The 22,809-nt window shown below is 69.5% G+C and carries 21 protein-coding genes; 15 read left to right on the top strand and 6 right to left on the bottom strand.

Going from position 1 to position 22,809, the window contains the following annotated elements:
• Nucleotides 1-13 precede the first annotated feature (13 nt).
• From OG828_RS21925 to OG828_RS21895, 7 genes are all read left to right on the top strand, one after another.
• Nucleotides 14-1,231 carry an MFS transporter gene (locus OG828_RS21925; RefSeq protein ID WP_328502077.1) on the top strand — a complete coding sequence of 406 codons (1,218 nt, stop codon included), beginning with the start codon at nucleotides 14-16 and terminating at the stop codon, nucleotides 1,229-1,231.
• Entirely contained in the window at nucleotides 1,182-2,357 is a 1,176-nt protein-coding gene (locus OG828_RS21920; protein ID WP_328502076.1) for an acetoin utilization protein AcuC, read from the top strand. The genes OG828_RS21925 and OG828_RS21920 overlap by 50 nt, the downstream gene beginning before the upstream one ends.
• 491 nt (nucleotides 2,358-2,848) lie before the next feature.
• A complete protein-coding gene (locus tag OG828_RS21915; RefSeq protein WP_328502075.1) occupies nucleotides 2,849-3,664 on the top strand; it encodes a phosphatase in 816 nt (271 codons plus the stop codon).
• Between the two features lie 133 nt (nucleotides 3,665-3,797).
• The gene (locus OG828_RS21910) at nucleotides 3,798-4,007 is read left to right on the top strand and encodes a helix-turn-helix domain-containing protein (protein ID WP_016437488.1); all 210 of its coding nucleotides are present in this window, start codon (nucleotides 3,798-3,800) and stop codon (nucleotides 4,005-4,007) included.
• 155 nt (nucleotides 4,008-4,162) lie between these two features.
• Nucleotides 4,163-4,261: a 30S ribosomal protein bS22 gene (locus OG828_RS21905; protein ID WP_003948845.1), complete on the top strand. Its 99-nt coding sequence runs from the start codon at nucleotides 4,163-4,165 to the stop codon at nucleotides 4,259-4,261.
• 306 nt (nucleotides 4,262-4,567) lie between these two features.
• Entirely contained in the window at nucleotides 4,568-5,629 is a 1,062-nt protein-coding gene (locus tag OG828_RS21900; protein WP_328359435.1) for an NAD-dependent epimerase/dehydratase family protein, read from the top strand.
• Between the two features lie 14 nt (nucleotides 5,630-5,643).
• Nucleotides 5,644-6,699: a lysophospholipid acyltransferase family protein gene (locus OG828_RS21895; RefSeq protein WP_328359432.1), complete on the top strand. Its 1,056-nt coding sequence runs from the start codon at nucleotides 5,644-5,646 to the stop codon at nucleotides 6,697-6,699.
• A 92-nt stretch (nucleotides 6,700-6,791) separates the two neighbouring features.
• Here the strand turns inward: OG828_RS21895 and OG828_RS21890 are convergent, their stop codons facing one another.
• From OG828_RS21890 to OG828_RS21880, 3 genes are all read right to left on the bottom strand, one after another.
• Complete coding sequence (locus tag OG828_RS21890; protein ID WP_328502074.1) at nucleotides 6,792-8,027, bottom strand: DUF5667 domain-containing protein; 1,236 nt, start codon at nucleotides 8,025-8,027, stop codon at nucleotides 6,792-6,794.
• 237 nt (nucleotides 8,028-8,264) lie between these two features.
• Nucleotides 8,265-9,038: an ECF subfamily RNA polymerase sigma factor, BldN family gene (locus OG828_RS21885; RefSeq protein WP_210582793.1), complete on the bottom strand. Its 774-nt coding sequence runs from the start codon at nucleotides 9,036-9,038 to the stop codon at nucleotides 8,265-8,267.
• Between the two features lie 433 nt (nucleotides 9,039-9,471).
• Nucleotides 9,472-10,413 (bottom strand): HAD family hydrolase, encoded by a 942-nt coding sequence (locus OG828_RS21880; RefSeq protein ID WP_328359424.1) that lies wholly within the window; start codon nucleotides 10,411-10,413, stop codon nucleotides 9,472-9,474.
• 113 nt (nucleotides 10,414-10,526) lie between these two features.
• On the opposite strand from OG828_RS21880, the gene OG828_RS21875 reads away from it, so the two are divergent.
• The 5 genes from OG828_RS21875 to OG828_RS21855 all read left to right on the top strand — a co-directional run bounded on the left by OG828_RS21875 (nucleotide 10,527) and on the right by OG828_RS21855 (nucleotide 16,182).
• Entirely contained in the window at nucleotides 10,527-10,799 is a 273-nt protein-coding gene (locus tag OG828_RS21875) for a glutaredoxin family protein (RefSeq protein ID WP_328359421.1), read from the top strand.
• A 256-nt stretch (nucleotides 10,800-11,055) separates the two neighbouring features.
• Nucleotides 11,056-11,820 (top strand): redox-sensing transcriptional repressor Rex, encoded by a 765-nt coding sequence (locus tag OG828_RS21870; RefSeq protein ID WP_328359418.1) that lies wholly within the window; start codon nucleotides 11,056-11,058, stop codon nucleotides 11,818-11,820.
• The gene (locus tag OG828_RS21865) at nucleotides 11,817-13,523 is read left to right on the top strand and encodes a glutamyl-tRNA reductase (protein WP_328502073.1); all 1,707 of its coding nucleotides are present in this window, start codon (nucleotides 11,817-11,819) and stop codon (nucleotides 13,521-13,523) included. Before OG828_RS21870 ends, OG828_RS21865 begins: the two co-directional genes overlap by 4 nt.
• On the top strand, nucleotides 13,520-14,482 hold the full coding sequence (gene hemC / locus OG828_RS21860) for a hydroxymethylbilane synthase (RefSeq protein ID WP_328359412.1): 963 nt from the start codon (nucleotides 13,520-13,522) through the stop codon (nucleotides 14,480-14,482). The genes OG828_RS21865 and hemC overlap by 4 nt, the downstream gene beginning before the upstream one ends.
• Nucleotides 14,479-16,182, top strand: a complete 1,704-nt coding sequence (locus OG828_RS21855) for a bifunctional uroporphyrinogen-III C-methyltransferase/uroporphyrinogen-III synthase (protein ID WP_328359409.1) — start codon at nucleotides 14,479-14,481, stop codon at nucleotides 16,180-16,182. Before hemC ends, OG828_RS21855 begins: the two co-directional genes overlap by 4 nt.
• Before the next feature lie 117 nt (nucleotides 16,183-16,299).
• Here the strand turns inward: OG828_RS21855 and OG828_RS21850 are convergent, their stop codons facing one another.
• A complete protein-coding gene (locus OG828_RS21850) occupies nucleotides 16,300-17,718 on the bottom strand; it encodes an FAD-binding oxidoreductase (protein WP_328502072.1) in 1,419 nt (472 codons plus the stop codon).
• Between the two features lie 532 nt (nucleotides 17,719-18,250).
• Here OG828_RS21850 and hemB point away from each other — a divergent pair.
• Complete coding sequence (gene hemB / locus OG828_RS21845) at nucleotides 18,251-19,243, top strand: porphobilinogen synthase (RefSeq protein WP_328502071.1); 993 nt, start codon at nucleotides 18,251-18,253, stop codon at nucleotides 19,241-19,243.
• A 25-nt stretch (nucleotides 19,244-19,268) separates the two neighbouring features.
• On the opposite strand, the gene OG828_RS21840 is transcribed toward hemB, so the two are convergent.
• On the bottom strand, nucleotides 19,269-19,967 hold the full coding sequence (locus OG828_RS21840; RefSeq protein ID WP_328502070.1) for a DUF4232 domain-containing protein: 699 nt from the start codon (nucleotides 19,965-19,967) through the stop codon (nucleotides 19,269-19,271).
• Nucleotides 19,968-20,147: 180 nt separating this feature from the next.
• On the opposite strand from OG828_RS21840, the gene OG828_RS21835 reads away from it, so the two are divergent.
• The gene (locus tag OG828_RS21835) at nucleotides 20,148-21,452 is read left to right on the top strand and encodes a helix-turn-helix domain-containing protein (RefSeq protein ID WP_328502069.1); all 1,305 of its coding nucleotides are present in this window, start codon (nucleotides 20,148-20,150) and stop codon (nucleotides 21,450-21,452) included.
• A 15-nt stretch (nucleotides 21,453-21,467) separates the two neighbouring features.
• Here the strand turns inward: OG828_RS21835 and OG828_RS21830 are convergent, their stop codons facing one another.
• Nucleotides 21,468-21,674, bottom strand: a complete 207-nt coding sequence (locus tag OG828_RS21830; RefSeq protein ID WP_328502068.1) for a hypothetical protein — start codon at nucleotides 21,672-21,674, stop codon at nucleotides 21,468-21,470.
• 281 nt (nucleotides 21,675-21,955) lie between these two features.
• Between OG828_RS21830 and OG828_RS21825 the strand changes: the two genes are divergently transcribed.
• Complete coding sequence (locus OG828_RS21825; RefSeq protein WP_328502067.1) at nucleotides 21,956-22,801, top strand: arylamine N-acetyltransferase family protein; 846 nt, start codon at nucleotides 21,956-21,958, stop codon at nucleotides 22,799-22,801.
• Nucleotides 22,802-22,809: the final 8 nt, after the last annotated feature.

The raw sequence follows: 22,809 nt of genomic DNA, 5'->3' as shown, positions 1-22,809 counted from the left end.
TACGCTCGCCGCCATGACTGATGTGCTGCGGCGCGGTAGGGCCTCGTTGGCGTTCGGCTTCTTCGTTCAGGGTGTTGCCTTTGCGCTGCTCGTGACGCGCATCCCTGCCATCCAGGACCGGTACGGCGTCTCCGACGCGCTGCTGCCTGCCTTCCTGGCGGCGGTGCCGATTCTCGCCGGGGTGGGGAGTGTCACGACCGAGCGGCTGGTGAAGCGCATACGGCCCAGTGTGGTGCTGCGGTGGTCCCAGCCTGTGGTGCTCCTCGCGCTGCTCGGGGTCGGGGCCGGTGAGCGGACGGTTGAACTGGGCATCGCGCTGGCCGCGTTCGGGCTCGCCGTGGGGGCGCTGGACGCCTCGATGAACATGCTCGGGGTGAGTCTGCAGCGGTCGTACGGGCGCAGCATCATGCTCAGCTTCCATGCCGCGTTCAGCCTGGGCGGGATTCTCGGGGCCTCGCTCGCGTGGGTGGGGGCGCACTGGGATCTGGCGCTGTTCGTGTCGTATCTGCCGGTTGTGGTGGTGCTTCTGCCGGCTGCGCTGGTGGGGAGTCGGTGGTACGTCGACGGGGTGGCGGAGAGGAAAGGGGCGGACGTCGAGGGGGGTGGGGGTGGCGCCGTCAGTTTCAAGGTGCTGTTGCCGCTGTGTCTGGTGATGACCTTCGCGTACATCGGGGACTCGACCGTCTCCAACTGGAGTGCGAAGTATCTGGAGGATGTGCTGGGGAGTTCGGAGGAGCTGGCCACCGTTCCGTACAACGTCTACATGGTGACGACGCTGGTGGGGCGGGCCCTCGGGGACTTCGGGGTGCGGCGGTTCGGGGCCGTGGCTGTCGTACGGGGTGGGGCGGTGGTGGCTGCTGTGGGGTTTGCTGTGGTGGCTGTGGCGCCTGGGGCGTGGGTGGGGATGCTCGGGTTCACCTTGTTGGGGCTGGGGTTGTGTGTGCTGGTGCCGCAGACCTTTGCGGCGGCCGGGCGGTTGTTTCCCGGGGCTTCGGATGCGGCCGTCGCTCGGCTGAATGTCTTCAACTATGTGGGGTTCTTGATCGGTTCGCCGTTGGTGGGGGCGTTGGGGGATGCCTGGAGCTATCGCGGGGCGATGCTTGTGCCGATGGTGTTGGTGCTGGTGACGTTGGTGTACGCCCGGTCGTTCGAGAGTCAACCGGACCGATACGGTGGCGGGCATGAGCGGCCGCGCACAGCTGATGTGGGACGAGGCAGTAACGGGCTATGACTTCGGTCCGGAGCATCCGATGGATCCGGTTCGGCTTGCGCTGACCCGGGGGCTGGTGGGTGCGTTCGGGCTCGACCGGGATGTGGAGGTCGTGGCGGCGAAGCCTGCCGGGGAGTCGACGTTGCGGCTGGTCCATCGGGAGGATTACATCGCCGCGGTGAAGGCGGCGTCGGAGGATCCCGGGGCGGCGGACGGGTCGTACGGGATCGGGACGATCGATGATCCGGCGTTCGCCGGGATGCATGAGGTGTCCGCGTTGATCGCCGGGCAGTCGGTGGGGGCGGCGGAGGCTGTGTGGCATGGGGATGTGCTGCATGCGGTGAACTTCGCGGGTGGGTTGCATCATGCGATGCCGGGGGGTGCGTCGGGGTTCTGTATTTACAACGACGCGTCGCTGGCTATTGCTCGGTTGCTGGAGCTGGGGGCTGAGCGGGTCGCGTATGTGGATGTCGATGTGCATCACGGGGATGGGGTGCAGGCGGCGTTCTGGGAGGATCCGCGGGTTGTGACGATTTCGCTGCATGAGCATCCTCGGACCTTGTTTCCGCAGACCGGGTGGGCTGAGGAGACGGGGGCGGAGGGGGTCGCTGAGGGGTCGGCGGTGAATGTGGCGTTGCCGGCGGGGACCGGGGATGCGGGGTGGTTGCGGGCGTTTCATGCGGTTGTGCCGGAGTTGATTGCGGACTTTCGGCCGGATGTGCTGGTGACTCAGCATGGGGCGGATACGCATTTCGAGGATCCGTTGGCTCATTTGGCGGTTTCGCTGGATGCGCAGCGGGCGGTGCAGGTTGCTTGTCATGAGTTGGCGCATGAGTACGCCGGGGGGAAGTGGGTCGCGTTGGGTGGGGGTGGGTACGCGGTGGTGGATGTGGTGCCGCGGTCGTGGACGCATCTGGTGGGGATTGCGGCTGGGCGGGCGGTGGAGCCTGAGGCGGTGATTCCTGAGGGGTGGCGGCGGGAGGTGTTTGCTCGTACGCGGCAGTTGGGGCCTGTGCGGATGACTGATGGGCGGTGGCCTGTGGGCTTTGCTGCGTGGGAGGCGGGGTACGACCCTGCGGATCGGTTGGATCAGGCGGTGTTGGCTACGCGGAGGGCTGTGTTTCCGTTGCGGGGGTTGCTGGCGTAGGGGTTTCGCCCCCGCCGCCCCTACCCGTCCCATCCTGAAGGGGCTCCGCCCCTTCGACCCCGCCAAGGGGCTTCGCCCCCTGGACCCCCTGCGGGGCTTCGCCCCTGGACCCCCTGCGGGGCTTCGCCCCTGGACCCCCTGCGGGGCTTCGCCCCTGCACCCCACCGGGGCTTCGCCCCTGCACCCCATCGGCCTGCGGCCTCGTCCTCAAACGCCGGACGGGCTGGGGGTGGCTGAGGTGGGCTCGGCGGCGGCGGCGGCCGGGTGTGGCTGTGGCGGTCTCGTTCTCGTACGTCGGAGGGGCTGGGTGTGGCTGTGATGGGCTCGTCCTCTAGCGCCGGATGGCCTGGGTGTGGCTGAGGGGGCTCGGCTTCCGGCTGTGGGTGGGCTTCGTGTGTCAGGCAGCGCCGGGATGGTCTCCGCTACGCCAACTGTGCGGTCTTCCTCCGTTCCCCTGACGGCCATCACGCTCGTCCGTCAGCATCGCTCCCGTGTTGAGTACCGGTGCACTGCGTGCGCATCTGTTGGCTGCTCGGTTGGCTGGGGTGGTGGCTACTTCTCGGGAGGAGAGTCTGCGGAGTTATCGGTTGTTTGCGGCTCGGGATCCTCGGGTTTTGATCGGGATTGATCCTGAGTGGGCTTGGGGGGTGCGGGAATTGGTTGGGTTGATGGCGGAGAAGTGTGGGGTTTCGGATGATTTGGGGTGTGTGGACGGGCCTGATGTGATCGATCCTGGGCTGACTTTGGACGCGCTTGATGCCTTCGCCGATCGGATCGGGGCCGTCGCGGAGCGTGGCGCGCCTGTGCTGTTCGGTACCGGGCATCCGCACCGTCTGCTCGGGTTCTACGCGGCCTTGGCAGACGCTTTGTCGGCGGCGGGATGTGCCGTACTCACACCGGCGCAGGGTCGCTGTGTCGACATAACGACCCGGTTCGGTCTACGCACGTACAACCTTGACTACGTACGAGGAGTCGCGCTGATGCGAGAACCGGATGCCTTCCGCTCCGGTTGTGAGACCGGCGCACACACGCACTCACCGCTCCCGGTTCGTACCGCGCTGGCGGCGGCGGCCGAGGCCGGCGGGCCGTTGCCCGAGTTGGTGATCGGGGATCACGGGTGGGTCTGCGGAGCAGGTCAGCTGGGGTTTGAGGCCATTGGTCTTGCGGATACCGATGACCCCGCGCTCTTCGTGGGGGAGGCCGAGGGGTCCGTGTCCGTCGTCGTTCCACTTGATGACGCTGTGCGGTCTGATTACTACCTGCCGCTTACCCGCTACGTACTCAATCGAGCGTGTCTGTCACAGTAGGCCGCCGATGGGTGCACCTCTTCCCCACTCGCATCACCCGCCCCTACATTGGGGAGTGAGCACGCAGCGACGAAGAGTCACCGGAAGGGGAAGCCGGTGGCCGTCGGTCGAGTGCGGAAGGTTCAGGTGTGTCATGGCTGCTGAGCAGAGGCCTCTGAGCGAGGTTCAGTTCCTTACCGTGGCGGAAGTCGCCTCGGTGATGCGAGTGTCGAAGATGACCGTGTACCGACTGGTGCACAGTGGTCATCTGCCTGCGATCCGGGTGGGGCGGTCCTTCCGCGTCCCCGAGAACGCGGTTCACGAGTACCTCCGCGAGAGCTACGTGGGGGTGGAAACCGCCTGACGACGGTGGTCCGGGGAGATCCTCAGGGCACCATTGGATCTGCCCGGCCCCCTCGATTACGACCTCAGCGCTCGGACGGGTAGGCTAGCCCCTCGTAGGTCGTATGGGCCCATGGCGCCCAAACGCCGAGTGATGAGAAGTGAGCGAGGGTAGTCGTGGGCTCTGTTATCAAGAAGCGGCGCAAGCGGATGGCTAAGAAGAAGCACCGCAAGCTGCTCAAGCGCACGCGCGTTCAGCGTCGTAACAAGAAGTAGTCCGCCCGTCCGCGAGGACGAGGACTACGGACGGCGCAGAAGACGTCGCGAGAGCGTGACCGTGGCCCCCCACCGCACCCGGTGGGGGGCCACGTGTGTCTCCACAGGCCCAGGTGTTCTGTGCGTACGCCGGTGTTTCACATGGCTTGGTCTGTTCGTACGTCTGTGGATGCCGTCACTTCGTGCATTGGGTGGTCATCACAGCGCAACATCGAGCCGCTAAGTTGGCGACACACGGGGAACACGGCAGGGTAACGAGCAGCGGTGTGTCGGGGCAGGACGATTCCTGGAAGGAAGGCGCTGATCTTGGGGAAGGTCGTGCTCGTGACCGGAGTGGCCCGTCAGCTGGGGGGCCGGTTCGTACGACGGATCCAGCGTGACCCACAGGTGGACCGGGTGGTCGCCGTGGACGCGGTCCCGCCCGCGCATCACCTGGGCGGCGCCGACTTCATCCAGGCCGACATCCGGCAGCCGACCATCGCGCGCGTGCTCGCCGAGACGGCCGCCGACACGGTCGTCCACATGGATGTGACGGCCACCGCGCTCGGCAGCGGCAGCCGGGCGACGGTCAAGGAGACCAACGTCATCGGGACGATGCAGCTGCTGGGTGCCTGTCAGAAGTCGCCCAGCGTCAAACGGCTCGTCGTGAAGTCCAGTACGAATGTGTACGGGTCCGCGCCGCGCGATCCTGCCGTCTTCACCGAGACGACCCCGCCGAAGTCCCTGCCCAGCGGCGGCTTCGCGAAGGACACGGTCGAGGTCGAGGGCTATGTACGGGGCTTCGCGCGCCGGCGGCCGGACGTCGCCGTGTGTGTGCTGCGGTTCGCCAACATCCTCGGCCCCACCGCCGACACCCCGCTCGCCTCGTACTTCTCGCTGCCGATCCTGCCGACCGTGTTCGGCTACGACCCCCGGCTGCAGTTCGTGCACGAGGACGACGTGATCGACGTCCTGCGGATCGCCTCGCACGAGCCGGAGCGCGGCACCCTCAACAGCGGCACCTTCAACATCGCCGGCGACGGCGTCCTGCTGCTCTCCCAGTGCTCCAGGCGGCTCGGGCGGCCCACCCTGCCGCTGCTGCTGCCCGCCGTCACCTGGGCGGGCTCGGCGGTGCGTACGCTGGGGATGACGGACTTCTCGCCCGAGCAGATCCGGCTGCTGACCCACGGCCGGGTCGTGGCGACGGACCAGATGCGGGAGACGCTCGGATTCAAGCCGAAGTACACGACCGCCGAGACCTTCGCGGAGTTCGCGCGCAGTCACGGTCCCGGACTCCTGCCCCCGGAGGCCCTCGCGGGGGCTGTCGACCGGATCGCCGCGCTGCCTTTCCCGGGCAGCGGCCACCCCCCGACGCAGAGCGCCAACTGAGGAGCGCATCAACGATGGCGGATGCCAAGGTCATTCCGTTCGACGACGACCGGTCCCGCGGGAGCGCCGTACAGCGGCCGCCGCGGCGCCGGACCAGTTCGGGGAGCCGGCGCAAGAGCGGTGAACCCGCACTGGTCCGTGAGGTCCAGCCCCTGCCCGGGCGGGCGCTCGAGCAGGATGATGTCCCTGTGACGCGTGAGGAACAGCCGCCGCAGCGGCCCAAGGACGACGGCGGCCTGGAGCGGCGCATCGCGGGCGGCCTGGCCTTCCTGCGCCGCCGGCTGACGGGGGACTACGAGGTCGACGACTTCGGCTACGACCAGGAACTCACCGACCATGTCCTGATGTCCCTGCTGCGCCCGGTGTACGAGAAGTACTTCCGGGTCGAGGTGAAGGGTGTCGAGAACATCCCCACGGACGGCGGCGCCCTGATCGTCGCCAACCACTCCGGCACGGTCCCGCTGGACGGCCTGATGATGCAGGTCGCCGTGCACGACCACCACCCGGCCGGCCGTCACCTGCGCCTCCTGGCGGCCGATCTGGTCTTCGTGCTGCCGGTGATCAACGAACTGGCCCGCAAGCTCGGCCACACCCTGGCCTGCGCCGAGGACGCCGAACGGCTGCTGGCCCAGGGCGAACTGGTCGGTGTGATGCCGGAGGGCTTCAAGGGCATCGGCAAGCCCTTCAGCGAGCGCTACAAGCTCCAGCGCTTCGGCCGCGGCGGCTTCGTCTCCACGGCACTGCGCCAGGGCACCCCGATCATCCCGTGCTCGATCGTCGGGGCGGAGGAGATCTACCCGATGATCGGCAACGCCAAGACCCTGGCCCGGGTGCTCGGCTTCCCGTACTTCCCGCTGACGCCGACCTTCCCGTGGCTCGGCCCGCTGGGCGCGGTCCCGCTGCCGACGAAGTGGACGATCCAGTTCGGCGAGCCGATCCTCACGGACGGCTATCCTCCGGAGGCGGCGGAGGATCCCATGCTGATGTTCAACCTGACCGACCAGGTCAGGGAGCAGATCCAGCACACCCTCTACAAACTGCTGGTGCAGCGCCGCTCGGTCTTCTTCTGACGGACTTCTTCTGACTGAGGAAACGTTCGTACGACGACGGGGGCGCCCCTTGTGAGAAGGGCGCCCCCGTCGTCGTACTACTGCCGTACCCCCTACTCGACGTCCTCGCCTTCGATGCCGAGACCGGGCAGTAGGCCCGGGAGCAGCGGCGGAAGGGTGACGTCCGGCTCGGTGCTCGGGGTGCTGCTGCCGGACGGGGTGGCGGTGCCGGTGTTCTTCGGCGGGTCGAGCAGGCCGCCTGTGCTGCCGCCGAGCAGGCCGTCGCTCTCGGTGTCGGATTCGGACGGCTTGCTGGGCTTGGTGTCGCCGGCGCCGCCTCGGTCCGATGTGCCGCTGCCCGCGCTCGGTGGCGCGGACCGATCGGCGCCGGAGGAGCCGGTGGACGTGGATCCGGTGCCCTGCCGCTCACCGTCGCCGCCGCCCCCGTCGGTGGGAGGCTGCGGAAGCAGGGACTGCAGCGGGGCGACCTCTTCGTCTATGGCGTCGAAGACCGACGACACCTGCTCGCTGACGTCTCCCAGTTGCACGGGAAGCCGCTCGCGCAGCGCGCCCCAGGCGTCGCGGTGCGAACTCGAGAAGGTGGAGAGGGCCTGGATGGGGCCCAGGGATGCCGGGTCGCGCTCGTAAGCCGCGCTCAGCAGGCGGTGGCCCTCCGAGGCGTCGTGCGTCATACCGGACAGGGCACGGCGGATCGCGCCGACCGACTCGTGGTCGAGCTGGCCGCTGCGGTCGCGCTCCATCAGGCGCCGGGCCTCGCTGAGCCTGGTCGAGGCCTGGTCGAGGTAGGAACGGCCGCGCTCGTCGTCCCCGTCGGCCAGGTAGTTGAGCTTGAAATCCTCTATGCCGCGCTTGAGCCCGTAGAGCGAGTCGCCGGGAAGTGCCTCGGAACTCGCGGCGGCGACGCCACCGAAGGCACCGGCGGCCACCCCGACGCTGAGCCCGCCGGCGGTCAGCCCCTTGGCCAGCCGGGTGCGTGGCCGCAACTTGCCCAGCGGGCTCGCCCGATGGGTACCGCGCCCTCGATGGGACCGCTGCCCCGGCATCGCGGGCGCGGTCGCCCCGCCGCCCACGGAACCCTCTTGGAGCATGGCCTCCATGGCGGCCACCAGCTGGGCCCGCTGGACGACCTTGACCTCGGGGTCCATCACCGGCTTGGGCAGCTCGCCGAGACCGGTCGTGAGGGCCAGCAGGCGCCCTTGCTCGGTCTGTTCCGCAGCAGCCTCTGCCGGTGGTGCCTCTGACTGCTCGGCCGCCGGGCCCCGGTCGGACTCCTCCAGGGCCTGGGCGAAGGCGTTCGCCCGCCGGTGCGCCGATACGTTCGCGATCACTGGCGGCACCTCCTCTCGTCATGACGGTCGACTCCCCAGGGGGTCCTGAGGGTTGCACCCCCTGACCGAATCCACACGATCGAGTGATCGAAGACGGTCGGGGAGTGACCACAGGGAGCCTGCATCCCGCACAACGAGCGGCGTGGCACTTGGGTTACGGACGATGGATGATCCGACGGTGGAGTCAACGGAACGTCGCTGTAGGTGAGTTGGAGATGGCTGAGCGTGTACGGGCGGTCAGCGGACGTCGTCCGGGAGGAGCCGGGCAAGTGTGCGGACGGCACGGTACTGGAGGGTCTTGATCGCGCCCTCGTTCTTGCCCATGACGCGGGCGGTCTCGGCGACGGAGAGGCCCTGCAGGAAGCGGAGCGTGACGCACTCCTGCTGCTGGGGATTGAGTCGGCGCACGGCATCGAGCAGTGCGGCGTTGGAGAGGGATTCGAGCACCGAATCCTCGGGTGAGCGCTCGACCTCGTTGGCGTCGAGCATTTCCCCGGTGGTCACCTCCAGCCGGAACCGGCTGGACTTGAAGTGATCGGCGACGAGGTTGCGGGCGATGGTCACGAGCCATGCCCCGAAGTCCCGTCCCTGCCAGGTGAAGGTGCCGATTCTTCTGAGTGCCCGCAGAAAGGTCTCGCTCGTAAGGTCCTCGGCGGTCGCCTTACCTCCCACCCGGTAGTAGATGTACCGATAGACGGTGTCGCTGTACTGGTCGTAGAGACGCCCGAAGGCATCGGCCTCGCCGGCCTGTGCGCGCTCGACGAGGTCCATCATGCGGGCGCTGTCGCTGTCCGCGGCCGGGCGGCGAGCGGTGGTGGCACCGGCCGAACGCCCTCGTCTGCCGACGGCGGCGGTGCCGTCGGCAAGCGCGTAGCACGGGCCGACCGGCGCTGTGGCTACGGCGAGGGCGGGGACGGCGTACGCGGTGGGGACGAAGCCGCGCAACAGGTCGAGGACCGTTGCGCGCAGCGTAGCCAGGCCCGAGGCGTCAACCCCGACGTGTGGGTACACGGGACTCCCAGAGGCAGAGCTTCCATCACGTGCAGTGCGGGACCGTTCACCCGTCGTAGCGACGGAGGGGTACCGGATTGCGTCTGAGGAGAATAACGCTTCGTGCAGGCATTGCTACGCCCAGTTGCTCAAATCATCGATTCCGTCGCTTCTGTAACCGATTGACGGTCGATCAAGTGCCGCACAGTGACCGGTTGTTGATCGTGTGTGGTCGGGTTCCGGTCAGGAGCGGGGCGTGTTGTGGCCGTGTGCAGCCAACGGGACTGGGTGGGGCGGTGTGGGGGTACGACCACTGGATTGCCCGGCGTTCGGGCGTTGCGCGGCGTGGGGGCTGGGCGGGGGTGGGTCGCGCGGCCCGGCGCTGACGGGGTGCCGCCTGCGCCCACCCGTGCCGCCCCAGGCGGCACGACTGCCCGCAGCTGGGCGGGAGGTGCTAGCGCCTGCGGCGGCTCAGGGCGATGGCTGCTGCTGTGCCGCCTGCTACCGCGCCTACGCCGGCTGCTGCTGGGATGCCGACCTTGGCGGCCTTGCGGCCGGTGCGGTAGTCGCGGAGGCGCCAGTCGAGTTGGCGGGCGTGTTTGCGGAGCTTGGTGTCGGGGTTGATGGCGTAGGGGTGGCCGACGAGGGAGAGCATCGGGATGTCGTTGTGGGAGTCGCTGTAGGCGGCGCAGCGGGTGAGGTCGAGGCCTTCCGCCGCGGCCAGGGCGCGTACCGCCTCCGCCTTTGCCGGGCCGTGCAGGGGTTCGCCGACCAGCTTGCCCGTGTAGACGCCGTCCACCGACTCGGAGACCGTGCCCAGTGCGCCCGTGAAGCCCAGGCGGCGGGCGATGACCGTGGCGATCTCGACCGGTGCCGCCGTCACCAGCCACACCTTCTGGCCCGCGTCCAGGTGTGCTTGGGCGAGCGCGCGGGTGCCGGGCCAGATGCGGTCGGCCAGGTACTCGTCGTAGATCTCCTCGCCGATCGTCATCAGTTCGGCCACCCGGTGGCCCTTGACGATGGACAGGGCGGAGTCGCGGGCGTCCTGCATGTGCTCGGGGTCCTCGACCCCGGCCAGCCTGAACCATGCCTGCTGCCAGGCGAACTTCGCGAGATCGCGGGTCTCGAAGAACTTCCGCTTGTAGAGCCCGCGCCCGAAGTGGAAGAGCGCGGCGCCCTGCATCACGGTGTTGTCGAGGTCGAAGAACGCGGCGGCCTTGTCGTCGCCGAGGACGGGGAACTCCGGTTCTCCCTTGTCCTTGTCCTTTTCGGCGGACGGCGGCGGTTCCTGCTCCTGCGTGGACTTGCGTGCGGCTTCTGCCGACGCCTCGCCTGCCAACACGCTCCGGGCGGTGGCGGAGCGCCTACGGGGAGTGAGCCATCCAAGAGCGGCCATGGCGTGAGCATAGCCAGTCTGTTCGGTGGTTCCGGAGTCGGGAGGTTTGGTGGCTGTGAACTCTCCGCGACCGCACAGTTAAACGGTGGTCGTCGTGGCGGGAGAATGGCCGTATGAGTCCTGTCTTCCGTCGGCCCGCCGCCCGTGCCCGGCTCGTCACCCTCATTCGCAAGCCCGGCTGCCATCTGTGTGATGACGCACAGCTGGTGGTCGAGAAGGTCTGTGCGGAGCTGGGTGTTCCCTGGGAGGAGAAGGACATCACCCAGGACCCCCGACTCCATGACCAGTACTGGGAGCAGATTCCGGTCGTCCTGGTCGACGGGGAGCAGCACACGTTCTGGCGGGTGAACGAGGACCGGCTCCGCAAGGCTCTGGCCAAGCACTGACCGACCAGTCCAAGTCGGCCGGAAACTGGCTTAGGATCGACGGCGACCTGGTCTCGGGGGTGGGGATCGTTGAGGAGAGTGTTCGGTTTTGACCCCCGTGGCGGCCCGGAACGAGCGGCGCGTGACCCCGGTCACGTTGGCCGGGCAAATCGGACACCATCTTTGTGCACGCGTTCACAAAGACATAGCCTGCTTTCGACGGGGCGGTCCAGGGACGTGTGACCGCCTGCAGCCCCGCTCTACCCGCAGGAGCACCGTGGCAACTGGCCGAACTCACCGACCGGCGACCCGTAGCCGAGGGATTCCCGAGGCCACCGTCGCCCGGCTTCCGCTGTACCTCCGCGCGCTGACCGCACTGTCGGAGCGCTCGGTCCCCACGGTCTCCTCCGAGGAGCTGGCGGCCGCGGCGGGGGTCAACTCCGCCAAGCTGCGCAAGGACTTCTCGTATCTGGGCTCGTACGGCACCCGTGGTGTCGGCTACGACGTCGAGTATCTCGTCTACCAGATCTCCCGCGAACTCGGCCTGACCCAGGACTGGCCGGTCGTCATCGTCGGTATCGGTAACCTCGGCGCCGCCCTCGCCAACTACGGCGGGTTCGCCTCCCGTGGCTTCCGGGTCGCCGCGCTCATCGACGCCGATCCGGAGATGGCCGGCAAGCAGATCGCCGGGATCACCGTCCAGCACAGCGACGACATAGAGCGGATCATCTCCGACAACGGCGTCTCGATCGGGGTCATCACCACCCCGCCGGGCGTCGCCCAGCAGGTCTGCGACCGGCTCGTCGCCGCCGGCATCACCTCCATCCTGAACTTCGCGCCGACCGTGCTGTCCGTCCCGGACGGCGTCGACGTACGCAAGGTCGACCTCTCCATCGAGCTGCAGATCCTCGCCTTCCACGAGCAGCGCAAGGCCGGCGAGGAGGCCGCGGCGGCCGAGAGCGCCGGAGCGGTTGCCGCCGTGCGCGGCGAGTCCGCCGACAAGGGACCGGACGGGGACGTACCCGCCGTGATGCCGGCATGAGTCTCCTCGTCGTCGGGCTGAGTCACCGCAGCGCTCCGGTCAGCGTCCTGGAGCGGGCCGCGCTGTCCGCGGACGCCCAGATCAAGCTGCTGCAGGACACCGTCGCCGCCGAGCCGGCCACCGAGGCCGCTGTCCTGGCCACCTGCAACCGCATCGAGCTGTACGCGGACGTGGACAAGTTCCACGCGGGCGTCGCCGAGCTGTCCACGCTGCTCGCCCAGCACAGCGGGGTCGGCCTCGAGGAACTCACTCCTTACCTGTACGTGCACTACGAGGACCGGGCCGTCCACCACTTCTTCACGGTGGCCTGCGGGCTGGACTCGATGGTCGTGGGCGAGGGCCAGATCCTCGGCCAGATCAAGGACTCCCTCGCGACGGCCCAGGAGCTGCACACCGCCGGCCGGCTGCTCAACGACCTGTTCCAGCAGGCGCTCAGGGTCGGCAAGCGCGCCCACTCCGAGACCGGCATCGACCGTGCGGGCCAGTCGCTGGTCAGCTTCGGCCTGGAGCAGCTGGCCGTCGGCAAGCCGGTCGACGGCTGGGCCCGCGGCAAGAAGGCCCTGGTGATCGGCGCGGGCTCGATGTCCTCGCTGGCCGCGGCGACGCTCGCGCGTGCGGGGGTCGCCGAGATCGTGATCGCCAACCGTACGTACGACCGTGCCGAGCGGCTCGCCGAGATCCTCGCCGAGGGGGACGACACGGGCGTGGTGGCCCGCGCGGTACCGATGGAGTCGGTGCCGGTCGAGCTGACACGTGCCGACGTTGCCGTGTCGTGCACGGGGGCTACGGGGCTGGTGCTGGCGGCGGAGACGATCGCTGCGGCGATGGAGGGCCGTGGGGGCGTCGCGCAGCCCGGCGTTGACGGGGTGCCGCCTGCACCCACCCGTGCCGCGCCAAGCGGCACGTCTACCCGCAGCTTGGCGGGCGGCGACGAGAACTGTCCGCTTGATCTTGCCGCCGTGCAGCCCGGGTTCTCCCTCATGGGCGAGGCCGCCGTGGCCGGTATGGACGCGGCCACGCTGGAGCAGCACGCCACCTGGGTGGACAACGGCACCATCGACCACCGGGAAGCCGCCCGCCGTGCCGAGGCCGACGCCGAGCTGATCATCGCGCTCGCCGCGACCGCGGCCACCGCCGGGCGGATCCCCGAGCGGCGCAGGCCCGAGCCGGTGGCGGTCGTGCCGCGGCCCGAGCCGGTGCTGTTCCTGCTGGACCTGGCGATGCCGCGTGACATAGACGCGGCCGTGCACCGGCTCGCCGGGGTGCGGCTGGTGGACATCGAGTCGCTGGCGGAGGCCTCCGCGGACGCTCCGATGGCGGCCGACGTCGACCAGGTCCGCCGTATCGTCTCCGACGAAGTGACGGCGTTCGGGGCGGCGCTGCGAGCGGCGCACATCACGCCGACCGTGGTCGCGCTGCGGACGATGGCCGCCGATGTCGTGGCCACCGAGATCGCGCGTCTGGAGGGCCGGCTGCCCGGCCTCGACGACAAGCACCGGGCGGAGATCACACAGACCGTGCGGCGCGTCGTCGACAAGCTGTTGCACGCGCCGACCGTACGGGTCAAGCAGCTCGCGGCAGAACCCGGCGGCGCCGGGTACGCGGACGCCCTGCGGACCCTGTTCGACCTCGACCAGGAGACGGTGGCCTCCGTCTCGCGTGCCGAGGACAGCACCAGCAAGAAAGACCGAGGCTCGGCATGAGTGAGGACAAGGCACTGAGGCTGGGGACCAGGCGAAGCAAACTCGCCATGGCCCAGTCCGGGCAAGTGGCACAGGCCGTGAGCCAGGTGACCGGACGGCCCGTCGAGCTGGTCGAGATCACCACGTACGGCGATGTCTCCCGTGAGCAGCTCGCGCAGATCGGCGGCACGGGTGTCTTCGTGACGGCGCTGCGGGAGGCGCTGCTCAAGGGGGAGGTCGACTTCGCGGTTCATTCGCTGAAGGACCTGCCGACGGGGCAGCCGGACGAGCTGGCGCTGGCCGCCGTCCCCGAGCGCGAGGACCCGCGGGACGTGATCGTCGCCCGGGACGCGCTGAAGTTCACCGACCTGCCGCGCGGGGCGCGCATCGGTACGGGTTCGCCGCGGCGGATGGCCCAGCTGAACGGGTACGCCCGCACCCATGGGCTGGATATCGAGACGGTTGCGATTCGCGGGAACGTGGATACACGCGTGGGGTATGTGCGCGATGGTGAGCTCGATGCGGTGGTGCTGGCCGCGGCCGGGCTCAGCCGGATCGGCCGTATCGATGAAGTGACTGATTTCCTTTCGGTCGACACAGTTTTGCCCGCTCCCGGCCAGGGAGCACTCGCGATCGAATGTGCCGCGGACAACGCGGACCTGATCGCCGCGCTCGCGGAGCTCGACGACCCGTTCACGCGGGTCGCCGTGACCGCCGAGCGGTCACTGCTCGCCGCCCTGGAGGCCGGTTGCAGCGCACCTGTGGGTGCGCTGGCCGACCTTCTGGCCGACGGGCAGATTGTCAAGGAAATGCGCCTGCGCGGCGTCGTCGGCACGACCGACGGCTCGCGGATGGTGCAGTTGTCCACCACCGGTCCCGTGCCCGAGACATACGACCAAGCAATGGCGCTCGGCCGTGAACTCGCGGCCGAGATGCTTGCCCAGGGCGCGGCCGGTCTGATGGGGGAGCGAGCACATTGAGCCCCACCACCCTTCCCGCCGGTCCGGAACACGGGCACGTCACCTTCCTGGGTGCCGGACCCGGAGATCCGGGACTACTGACTCTGCGCGCCGTCGAGGCGCTGGCGAACGCGGACGTTCTCGTCGCCGAGCACGAGGTGCTCGACGTCGTACGCGCTCACGCCAGATCGGGCGTCGCCGTCGTGAACACGGATCCGGGTCCTTCGTCGGACCCGCATCCGGGCACAGGCACGCCTCAACTAACGGTTGTTGACGGTCAGTCAACAACCGCTGGCGCCCCCGCCGTGCGGGATGCCGCACATCTTGTCATGGAGGCCGCGCGGGGCGGCAGGCGGGTCGTGCGTGCGGTCTCGGGGGACCCGGGACTGGATACGTACGCCGCCGAGGAAATGCTCGCCTGCGCCGCCGCGGGTGTTCCGTTCGAGGTCGTGCCGGGTGTCGCGGCCGCCGTCGGGGTGCCCGCGTACGCCGGTGTCCCGCTGCGGGACGCGCAGGGCGCCGATGTGCGGTTCGTGGATGCGCGGACCGCGTCGGAGCGGTGCTGGACCGAGGTCGGTGCGTCGGACGGCACGGTCGTCGTGTCGACGACGCTGGATTCGGTGGGGGCTGCTGCCGGTGAGCTGGTTTCGGCGGGGCGTAAGCCCGATACGCCGATGACGGTCACGGTCGCCGGTACGACCACTCGGCAGCGGACGTGGACCGCCACGCTGGGGACCATCGCGCAGACCCTGAAGCAGGCGAAGGTGCTGCCCTCGCCCGAGGGCGCGCGGCCCGTGATAGCCGTGGTCGGGGAGCGTTCCGCCGCGGCTCAGCGTGAGCAGCTGTCGTGGTTCGAGTCCAAGCCGTTGTTCGGCTGGAAGGTGCTCGTTCCGCGTACGAAGGAGCAGGCGGCGTCGCTCTCCGACCAACTGCGGTCGTACGGGGCCGTGCCGCACGAGGTGCCGACGATCGCCGTCGAGCCGCCGCGGACGCCTCAGCAGATGGAGCGGGCGGTCAAGGGGCTGGTGACCGGGCGGTACGAGTGGATCGCATTTACGTCCGTGAACGCGGTCAAGGCCGTGCGCGAGAAGTTCGAGGAGTACGGGCTCGATGCGCGCGCCTTTGCGGGGATCAAGGTTGCCGCGGTGGGGGAGCAGACCGCGAAGGCGTTGGTCGCGTTTGGTGTGAAGCCGGATCTGGTGCCGAGTGGGGAGCAGTCGGCGGCGGGGTTGCTTGAGGACTGGCCGCCTTATGACCCGGTCTTCGATCCGATTGATCGGGTGTTCCTGCCGCGGGCCGATATCGCTACCGAGACGCTGGTTGCGGGTCTCATCGAGCTTGGGTGGGAGGTTGACGACGTGACGGCCTATCGGACCGTGCGGGCGTCGCCGCCGCCTGCGGAGACTCGGGAGGCGATCAAGGGGGGCGGGTTCGATGCGGTGTTGTTCACGTCTTCTTCTACGGTGCGGAATCTGGTCGGTATCGCCGGGAAGCCGCACAACGTGACGGTGATCGCTTGTATTGGGCCTGCTACGGCGAAGACCGCTGAGGAGCATGGGCTGCGGGTGGATGTGATGGCTCCGGAGCCGTCTGTGCACAAGTTGGCTGAGGCGTTGGCGGACTTTGGGATGCGGCGGCGGGCTGCGGCGTTGGAGGCGGGGGATGCGGTGACTCGGCCGAGTGAGCGGCGGCCGGGGGCGCGTCGGCGGCGTACGACGTAGCTGTTACCCGGCGTGGTGGCTGAGGGCGGGTGGGTCGCGCGGCCCGGCGCTGGCGGGGTGCCGCCTGCGCCCACCCGTGCCGCCCCAGGCGGCACGCATGCCCGCAGCTTGAGCTGTCTATGCAGGCGTTGGGGTCACCGTGTGGCCGTAGCGTAGGAGGTTTTTGGGGTCGTAGGTGGCCTTGTCCTGGCGTAGGCGGTTGTAGACCTCGGGGGTCCAGGCTCGGGCTCGGTCGGATTCGCTGCCGGGGCGGCCGTGGATGTTGACCATGGAGCGGCCGGTGCCGTAGGGGGCCATGGCGGTGTTGAGGGCGGCCGTGGCTGTTTCTACTGCCTCGGCTGCTTCTGGGTTGGGGATCACCGCGACTGTTTCCAGTAGGTGGCTCGCGTCGCGGGCGCAGATCGCGTCCTCTGTGGCGGTCGTGCGGGCCAACGCGCCTCCCATGTGGCGGAGTTCGACTATCAGCAGGGGGTAGTCGGGGGGTGCGGCCGGGCCTGCGTGGGCTAGGAGGGTGTCGACGGCTTCCGGGGTGAGTTCCGCCAGCAGGGCGCACGACTCCCTTGCGGGGAGCGGGTCCTGGGGTTCCGCGTAGATCGAGTCCACGTCGGTGTAGTCCATTTCGTCGACCGTGTCGAACACGACGGGGGCGGCGGAACGGATCGGGTCGAGGAGGCGTCGGCCGTCGGCCGGGTCGCCGGTCCAGGCGATCGCCACTCGGGCCCAGAAGCGGCCGCGCAGGGGTTCGGGGATCGCCGGGAGCGGGGGGAGGCGGAGGAGGGTGAACGCCGAGCACATCTGGGTGGGGACGGTGGTCGTCCAGTCGGCCCAGGCCCGGAGGAGGGGTTCCGCGTGGTCGCCGGCGCAGTAGATGCCGCCGCCGAGGATGCGGGTCAGGGGGATCAGGTCGGTCACGAGTGAGGTGACCACGCCTACGTTGCCCTTGCCGCCGCGCAGGGCCCAGAACAATTCCGGTTCGTGGGTCGCGTCCGTTTCGCGGAGGGTGCCGTCGGGGGTGACGACGTGGAAGGAGCGGACCAGGTCGGAGGCGTATCCGTAGGCGCGGCCGAGGATCGGGAGGCCGCCGCCGAGGGTGTAGCCGATCACGCCGGCGTCTGTGGAGGAGCCGTTGAGGGCGGCCAGGCCGTAGGGGGCGGCGGCGTCCAGGACGTGGCGCCATTTCGCGCCCGCGGCGATGGTTGCGGTGCGTTGGGTCGGGTTGATCTGTACGTCCGTCATGCGGGACGTGTTGATCAGGAGGCCGTTGTCGATCGGGAAGTTGGCGCCGTGGCCGGTGCCCTGGACGGCTACGGGGGTGTCTGTGGCCGCGGCCCAGCGCATCGCGGCGACTATGTCGCCGGGGGTGGTGGCGCCGACGACCACGTCCGGGATGTGGCGGGCGGACAGGTTGAAGCCGGTGACTTCGTCAGCGTAGCCGTCGTCCGTGGGGCGTAGGACCGGGCCGAGGATGTCGGAGAGGGCGAACAGGGCGGGGGTGTCGTGGGGGTGGTGGGGGTGAGGGTGGTGGGCGGTCGTCATGGGGTCCTCCCCGTCGGGGTGCTCGGGGGGCTTGTTCTTTCAGCTTGGACCCGGGGGTCGTGGGGCGCATTCGGGGGATGCCTCCCGGCGGGGGGCGCGGGTGGGTGGGGGTGCGCGTAGCGCCTTCGGTGTGGGGTGGGTCGGGGCCGCGGTGGGGGTGTCCGTCCTCGGAACGTCGCGGCTCGGTCGATCACGGAGGTGCCGGTGTTGACGCGACAACCGCTGCGGGCGGACACCCCCACCGCGTCCCCTTCCCGCCGTGGGCGAGTGCGGGTGCGTGGTCGCGTGCGCGGCAGGACGCCGGGCCGTCCGGGCGCGTGGGCGACTGCGGGTGCGCGGAATGCTGGGGCGGTCGGCCGTGCCCGCCCCAGCTGCGGGCATGCGTGCCGCCTGGGGCGGCACGGGTGGGCGCAGGCGGTGCCCCGTCAGGCCGGGTTGCGCGAACGCCCCCCGCCCAGCCACCGCGCCGGGTGCGGGGCGGCCCGACGTCTCGTCGGCAAAGGTGGGGGGCCGTTCGGCGTAGCCTCGTTGCATGGCGAAGTACGGATCGTTTCCCGGTACGCGTCCTCGGCGGCTGCGTACGAGTCCTGTCATGCGGCGGATGGTTGCCGAGACCCGGCTGTATCCGGCCGACTTCATCCTGCCCGCGTTCGTGCGGGAGGGTGTGAGTGAGCCGGTGCCTATCGCGGCCATGCCCGGGGTTGTGCAGCACACTCGGGACAGCCTGAAGAAGGCGGCTGCCGATGCTGTGGCGGCCGGGGTGTCCGGGATCATGCTCTTCGGGGTGCCGGAGGAGTCGAAGAAGGATGCCCTGGGGACGCCGGGGACCGATCCGGACGGGATTCTGCAGGTCGCGATCCGGGATGTGCGGGCCGAGGTCGGCGATGAGTTGTTGGTGATGTCTGATCTGTGTCTGGATGAGACCACCGATCATGGGCACTGTGGGGTGCTTGATGATCAGGGGCGGGTGGACAATGACGCCACCCTTGAGCGGTACGCCGAGATGGCTCAGGTGCAGGCCGATGCCGGGGCGCATGTCGTGGGCCCCAGCGGGATGATGGACGGGCAGGTCGGCGTCGTACGTGATGCCCTTCATCAGATCGGGCGGGAGGACGTGGCCGTGCTGGCGTACACCGTCAAGTACGCCTCCGCCTTCTACGGGCCCTTCCGGGAGGCTGTCGGCTCGTCGTTGCAGGGGGACCGGAAGACGTATCAGCAGGATCCCGCCAATGCGCGGGAGTCGCTGCGGGAGCTCGCCCTCGATCTGGAGGAAGGGGCCGACATGGTGATGGTCAAGCCTGCCGGGCCCTATCTGGACGTTCTGGCGCGGGTCGCGGACGTGGCGGATGTGCCGGTCGCCGCCTATCAGATCTCCGGTGAGTACTCGATGATCGAGGCCGCCGCCGAGAAGGGGTGGATCGACCGGGACCGGGCGATCCTGGAGGCGCTGACCGGGATCAAGCGGGCCGGTGCGCAGAACATCCTCACCTACTGGGCCACCGAAGTCGCCCAGAAGGTGAGGTAGTTGGTCGGCGTGGGGCGGTCAGTGGTCAGTTCAGGGCGTTCGCCATGTCCGACTGCCAGTACGTCACCGACAGCGAGCTGTCGTAGTAGACGCCCTTGGCCGGCAGGGGCGGGGTCGCCGACGCGCCGCCGGAGCTGTTCGGGGTTCCGCCCTGGAACGCGATCGTGAGCTTCTTGCCGGTGGTGCCGCCGTCGCCGCTGCCGTCGGCCGCGGCGAGGAGGACGCCCGCGTAGCCGGAGGCTCCGGGGGAGAGGGTGGGGACGGCCTGCGGCTTGCTCTCCGGCCTTCCCTGCGGCACCCACTGCATCTCGTCGAAGCGGAGCACCGGGTAGTACATCAGCGAGCATGCCTTCGAGCCGGTGTTGGTCACGGTGAGCAGCATGTGGTTGAGCGGGCGGGAGACCGGCTGGGCGGTGACCTTGGTGTTGGAGCCGTTGCAGATGGCGGGGTTGGACATGGACTTGTCGGTCTGGTCGGTCGTCTTGTTCGTCTTCTCTGTGGTCTGGTTCGGCTGTGCGGGCTGTGAGGGCTTTCCGGAGCTGGAGTTCGTCGGCTGCGATCCCTTGGTGTCGTCCGTGGGCGACGCCGTTGCCGTCGGCGTCGGCGTCAGCTTCGACGCACCCTCGTCCTTCGTGCCCGTTCCGTTGTCGCAAGCGGTGAGGGCGAGGGTGGCGAGCGTGATGCCTGCGGCGGCGAAGAGGCGGGCTTGGCGGAAGGTGCGCATGGCTGGGTCCTTGTCCGTGGGAGCTGGGTCGCTGTGGATGAGGAGAGCCTGTGCGATAGTGCGTCCCGGCCGCATCAACCGGCGGGCGATCAGGGACACTGGAACGCTGGTAACGGTCTGACCTGGGGAAACGACCATTCCCTGGAACGGTGGAATGGGATGGCGGGGGAGGGGAGAACGGTGTCGGACGGCACTGCCGCGGACGGATTCGCGGCGTTTCTGCGCCAGTTGAAGGACCGCTCCGGGCTCAGCTACGGGGTGCTCGCCAAGCGGCTGCACATGAGTACGTCGACGCTGCACAGGTACTGCAACGGGGATGCCGTACCCACGGACTACGCACCTGTGGAGCGGCTGGCGCGTCTCTGCAAGGCGTCGCCCGCCGAGTTGGTGGAGCTGCATCGGCGGTGGGTGCTGGCGGACGCGGCGCGGGGCTCCCGGAAGGGGGCGGCGGAGGCGGAGGTGGAGGCGGACGCGGAGGTGGTGGCTGAGGGGGCAACTGCGAAGACGGTGGCTGAGGAGGCTCCTGGGGACATGCCCGAGGACGCTCCCGGTCCCGCTCTGCCGCAGCAGAGCCGTCGGCTGCCTCGGCGTACCGCTCTCCTCGCCGGTGTCGCCGTAGCTGCCGTTCTCGGTGCCGTCGCGTTTGCCGTGCAGCCCTTCTCCGGTGACCAGGGCGATGACGGGCGGCGCAGTCCGGTCGGTGCGGCGGCGTCGTCCGGGGGTGTGTCCGCGACGCCGACGAAGGCCTCGCCCGGGGCGACCGCGAAGGAGACCGAGTCCGGTAGCAGGAAGGGCACGCCGTCCGTTTCGCCCTCGGTGAGCCGTACGAGCGGCGGGGGCAGTGGTGCGCCGGCCGGTGAGGTTCCCGGGAACGAGGCCGGGCCGCTGCTGACCGTGAATACGCGGCCGTACACCTGGGAAGGGCCCTGTTCGCAGCACTATCTGATCGACCGGCCCCCGGCGGAGGTCCATCCGCCGCCCTTCGAGCAGGGCGCGCCGGCGTGGGTGTCGGCGGAAGGTGCGGTGTCGGCGGGGGAGCAGTTGGTGACGCTGACCGTGCAGGGGACCGGGGAGCGGACGGTGGTCCTCGACAGTCTGGCGGTTCATGTGGTCGGCAGGGGCATGCCGCTCGCCTGGAACGACTACGTGATGGGCGTCGGCTGCGGCGGCGATGTGCCGACGCACCCCTTCACCGTGGCCCTCGACGCGGCCCGTCCGGTCGTGCAGCCCGCGGCCGGGCAGCGGGACTTCCCGTTCTCGGTGAGCGAGTCGGACCCGGAGGTCTTCCGCATCATGGCCGACGCCTCGGCGTACGACGTGCGCTGGTATCTGGAGCTGAAGTGGTCCAGCGGCACACGGCAGGGCACGGTGGTCGTCGACGACGGCGGTGAGCCGTTCCGCACGAGCGGCAACAACGGCCGTCCCTCGTACGAGTTCCCGCTCGGCGGCGAGAAGTGGGGCGAGGCGGCGGGGGCAGGGTCCTAGGGGGTTCTAGGGGGCCTAGTGGGTCTGGTCGGTCGTCGGTGCGGGGGACACCGGGGGTGGGGTCGAGGAGGTCGTCGAGCTGGTCGTGGCCGACGGGCCCTCGTCGCGCAGGCCTTCGCCGTCCTCGCACCCTGTGAGCGCACCCGCGAGCACGAGTGCGGCGAGTACGGCCGTCGTCGTGGCGAGCAGCCGGGTTCGGTCGGCGGCGAGGCGTGCGGACATGGTGGCCCTTTCGGTCGTGGGTCTCCGGGAGGCTTCAGCTTGCGCGGTGATCGGCCACGACCGCCAGGGTCGCCGGGGGATTCGGGACGCGGGACGGGGTGGGATGCCCTCTGAGCTGGGGGAATGGTCTTTCCCTCGGCTGCGGCACGGGACGGGGATCGGGGGCTGGTCCGCTGTCCCGGCCGGGCTGGGCTGGGCTAGGGGGCCTAGGACGAAAGTCCGGCGTCGGTTCCTGCCGGGGGCGGCGGCCTCGGGGTGAGTGGCGTGCCTACGGTGGGGGCATGTCCGAGTCAATCGTGGAATCCGCGGGATTCGACCTCGACGCGTACTTCAAGCGGATCGGCTGGGAGGGCGAGCGGCGGGCGGATCTGGCGACGCTGAAAGGTGTGCATCTGGCGCATGCGCGGAGCATCCCGTTCGAGAACCTGGACGCCCTGCGTCGTACGGCGCCCTCCCTCGCCCCCGTCGACCTGATGGCCAAGCTGGTCCACAGCCGGCGCGGTGGCTACTGCTACGAGCACAACACCCTCTTCTCGCTCGCGCTGGACGCGCTGGGTTTCCGCATGACCCGGCTGGCGGCCCGCGTCGCCGTCGGCGCGGACCGCATCGAGAGCCGGCCTCGCACCCACATGGCTCTGCTGGTGGAGGCTCCGGGCGATCCGCAGCCCTACCTCTCCGACGTCGGCTTCGGGGCGATCGGCGCGCTGCTCGAGCCGGTGCCGTTGCGGGCGGACACCGAGTTCCGGGGTGGCGGGCGGCGGCACCGGCTGGTGTGGGTGCCGCATCGGGGGCCGCTGGAGATGTGGATGCTTCAGGCCATCGAGGAGCGGTCCGGGGGCTGGGCGGACCAGTACGCCTTCACCGTGGAGCCGTTCGAGAAGCCTGACTTCGAGGTCATCAACTGGCATGTCGCGACGAACCCGCGCTCTCCCTTCACCCAGCAGCTCTACGTCCAGCGCACCACCGCCGAACGCCACCTCCACCTCTATGGCCGCCTCCTCACCGAGACACGCGCCGACGACGGCACGGTGACGGAGCGGGAGGTGACGGACGAGGCGGAGGCACGCCGGATCCTGGACGAGGAGTTCCTGATCGCCGCCCCCGGCAGCATGACACTGCTGGGGTGACTCAGTGC

Origin of the sequence: Streptomyces sp. NBC_00457 (assembly GCF_036014015.1) — a bacterium.
GTDB lineage: Bacteria > Actinomycetota > Actinomycetes > Streptomycetales > Streptomycetaceae > Streptomyces.
The sequence above is the reverse complement of the archived record's forward strand: the minus strand, read 5'-3'. Positions and strand labels throughout refer to the sequence as shown.

What these genes read in the sequence shown, in the direction of transcription:
- OG828_RS21925 (WP_328502077.1), top strand. Translation starts at nt 14, where the DNA reads ATGACTGATGTGCTGCGGCGCGGTAGGGCCTCGTTGGCGTTCGGCTTC.
- OG828_RS21920 (WP_328502076.1), top strand. Translation starts at nt 1,182, where the DNA reads ATGAGCGGCCGCGCACAGCTGATGTGGGACGAGGCAGTAACGGGCTAT.
- OG828_RS21910 (WP_016437488.1), top strand. Translation starts at nt 3,798, where the DNA reads ATGGCTGCTGAGCAGAGGCCTCTGAGCGAGGTTCAGTTCCTTACCGTG.
- OG828_RS21895 (WP_328359432.1), top strand. Translation starts at nt 5,644, where the DNA reads ATGGCGGATGCCAAGGTCATTCCGTTCGACGACGACCGGTCCCGCGGG.
- OG828_RS21880 (WP_328359424.1), bottom strand. Translation starts at nt 10,413, where the DNA reads ATGGCCGCTCTTGGATGGCTCACTCCCCGTAGGCGCTCCGCCACCGCC.
- OG828_RS21875 (WP_328359421.1), top strand. Translation starts at nt 10,527, where the DNA reads ATGAGTCCTGTCTTCCGTCGGCCCGCCGCCCGTGCCCGGCTCGTCACC.
- OG828_RS21865 (WP_328502073.1), top strand. Translation starts at nt 11,817, where the DNA reads ATGAGTCTCCTCGTCGTCGGGCTGAGTCACCGCAGCGCTCCGGTCAGC.
- hemC (WP_328359412.1), top strand. Translation starts at nt 13,520, where the DNA reads ATGAGTGAGGACAAGGCACTGAGGCTGGGGACCAGGCGAAGCAAACTC.
- OG828_RS21850 (WP_328502072.1), bottom strand. Translation starts at nt 17,718, where the DNA reads ATGACGACCGCCCACCACCCTCACCCCCACCACCCCCACGACACCCCC.
- hemB (WP_328502071.1), top strand. Translation starts at nt 18,251, where the DNA reads ATGGCGAAGTACGGATCGTTTCCCGGTACGCGTCCTCGGCGGCTGCGT.
- OG828_RS21840 (WP_328502070.1), bottom strand. Translation starts at nt 19,967, where the DNA reads ATGCGCACCTTCCGCCAAGCCCGCCTCTTCGCCGCCGCAGGCATCACG.
- OG828_RS21830 (WP_328502068.1), bottom strand. Translation starts at nt 21,674, where the DNA reads ATGTCCGCACGCCTCGCCGCCGACCGAACCCGGCTGCTCGCCACGACG.
- OG828_RS21825 (WP_328502067.1), top strand. Translation starts at nt 21,956, where the DNA reads ATGTCCGAGTCAATCGTGGAATCCGCGGGATTCGACCTCGACGCGTAC.